Annotated in this window: 1 protein-coding gene; it reads right to left on the bottom strand. The window is 62.1% G+C overall.

From position 1 onward, the window contains the following. On the bottom strand, nucleotides 1-1,638 hold a 1,638-nt coding region (locus VEK15_16425), incomplete at its 3' end, for a hypothetical protein (GenBank protein HXV62288.1). Nucleotides 1,639-2,102: the final 464 nt, after the last annotated feature.

Raw genomic sequence — 2,102 nt, 5'->3', positions numbered from 1 at the left:
TCCGCGATTCGCAACGACCCATCTCGCGATGGTCGTCCCCGTTGTCTTCGGATCGTCCGGTTCGTCCATGACTTCACCGGGAACGATGTTCTCGGATCGGCAGCCTGTCTGAGACGAAACGTACAAGATTCCGGTCTCGGGGTCTGCGGACGTGGGACCATAGATGTTCGTCGCACCGTTGGGGCAGAGCACGAACGAACGAAGGCCGGAGGGATGGTCCGTCTGAATCGGCGCGTTGAAGATGGGTCCGATCTTGTAATCCTTGACGATGTCCAACGCCTCCTGCCGGAGCTCGGGCGTGAAATCGATAAGATCGTCTTCGGTCAACCCCTGCAGGTCATAAGGCGAGGGCCAGGTGGGAAACGGCTGCGTGGGTGAAAGCTTCTCCCCCGGGAGATCCGACTGGGGGACCTCACGCTCCTCGATCGGCCAGACGGGCTCTCCCGTCTCCCGGTCGAACGTAAAGGCCCAGGCTTGCTTGGTAGTCTGGACCACGATCGGGCTCGGGCGGCCATCGACGTCAACATCCAGAAGGACGGGAGCCGTCGGAATATCGTAGTTCCAGATGTCGTGGTGGACCAGCTGAGAATGCCATCGCCGTTCGCCCGTCGCGACGTCCAGGGCGAGAAGGCTGGTTCCAAAGAGATTGTCCCCGGGCCGGAACCCGCCGTAGAAGTCGAGCGTCGGCGGATTGGTGGGAATATAGACGATACCGCGCTCGGGGTCGGCCGACATGGGCGCCCACGAAGAGACATCTCCTATCGTCTTCCAGGCATCGTTCTCCCAGGTCTCGTGACCGAACTCGCCCGGTCGAGGGATGACGTGGAACTTCCAGAGGTACTTTCCGGTTCCCGCGTCGTAGGCAAGGATGTCGCCCGGTATGTTCTCGATGCGCGTCTGATAGTAGCCCTGCTCATGGACGTTCCCCACGACGACCACACCGTTCACGACGATCGGAGGCGACGAGGTGCTCAGGTTTCCGAGGTCCTTCGGGATTCCTCGATCCGGGTCGTAGGTGTAACCGGAGTCGAGCCAGGGCTCCCAGTCACGAACGAGGTCGGGGAGCATGTCGACGATGCCGCTCTCGGGAAAGCCAGGTAGCGGCACCGGCTTTCCCCATCCCTGAAGATGTCGGCCGGTCTTGGCATCGAGAGCGTGCAGGAAGAAAGCGGGGCTCGTGTAGAAGATCACGCCGCGGCCGTCCACTTCGGCGAAGGCTACGCCCTTCCCGTAGTTGTTCCGCATGCCCCGCTCGTAGCGAGTCGTGTGAGGCTCGCGGTACGTCCAGATCGTTTCACCGGTCGCCGGATCGATTGCGGCGACGGTGCGGCGGTACCCGGCCACGGTGTACAGCAATCCATCGACGTAAATGGGAGTCGATCGGAAGAGGAAGTCGACCGTCGGGCCGAAGTTGTCTCCTCTCCATAGCCAGGCCTGCTCGAGATCCTCGAAGTTGCCGGCATCGATTTGATCCAGAGGTGAGTAGCGAGTGTGCCCAGCGTCTCCACCGATGGTGCGCCACTCGCCAAACGAGTTACCGCGCTCCTGCGCGGTCGCGGCTGCGCCCGCGGCCAGCACGAGCACGACGCACGGAAGAATCGTGCCGCGCTTTGGTGAGCCACCCGCATTCGTGATCACGATGAGCTCCTCCTGACGCACGACGTTCGCGAAGATATCACGGCGGTCTGGTCGCTCGCTTCTCGGGCGTCTCAATTCCGTAGGTGCGGCGGGGTTCCGTACGGATTCAGCTCGGCCAGGTTCACGTTCTCGTATGGGAGAGCATCCAGGAACGTGGTCTCATCAGATCATCCTCCCGTCGCGGCCGAATCGTCGTGAAGGCGGATTCTATCAGCTCGACCACGACGGCGAGGCTCGGAGGGGTATCCTTTCGCTACCCGAACGGGACACGGTATAGACTCTTCAAAGCGAAGGAGTACCATGCGAGTCGTCACGATCATCCAGACGATTGGCCTTTCGTTCTCATTCATCGGCGCGCTTGCCGAACACGGGCAAGTGGCTCACGCGCAGTCCTGGACACCACCCTCCAGGGAGGAGCGCTGCCCTACCAAGTGGGGGGCCGGAGACGAGCGGGGCGCGGCGAA

The organism is Vicinamibacteria bacterium (genome assembly GCA_035620555.1).
Classification (GTDB): domain Bacteria; phylum Acidobacteriota; class Vicinamibacteria; order Marinacidobacterales; family SMYC01; genus DASPGQ01.
The sequence above is the reverse complement of the archived record's forward strand: the minus strand, read 5'-3'. Positions and strand labels throughout refer to the sequence as shown.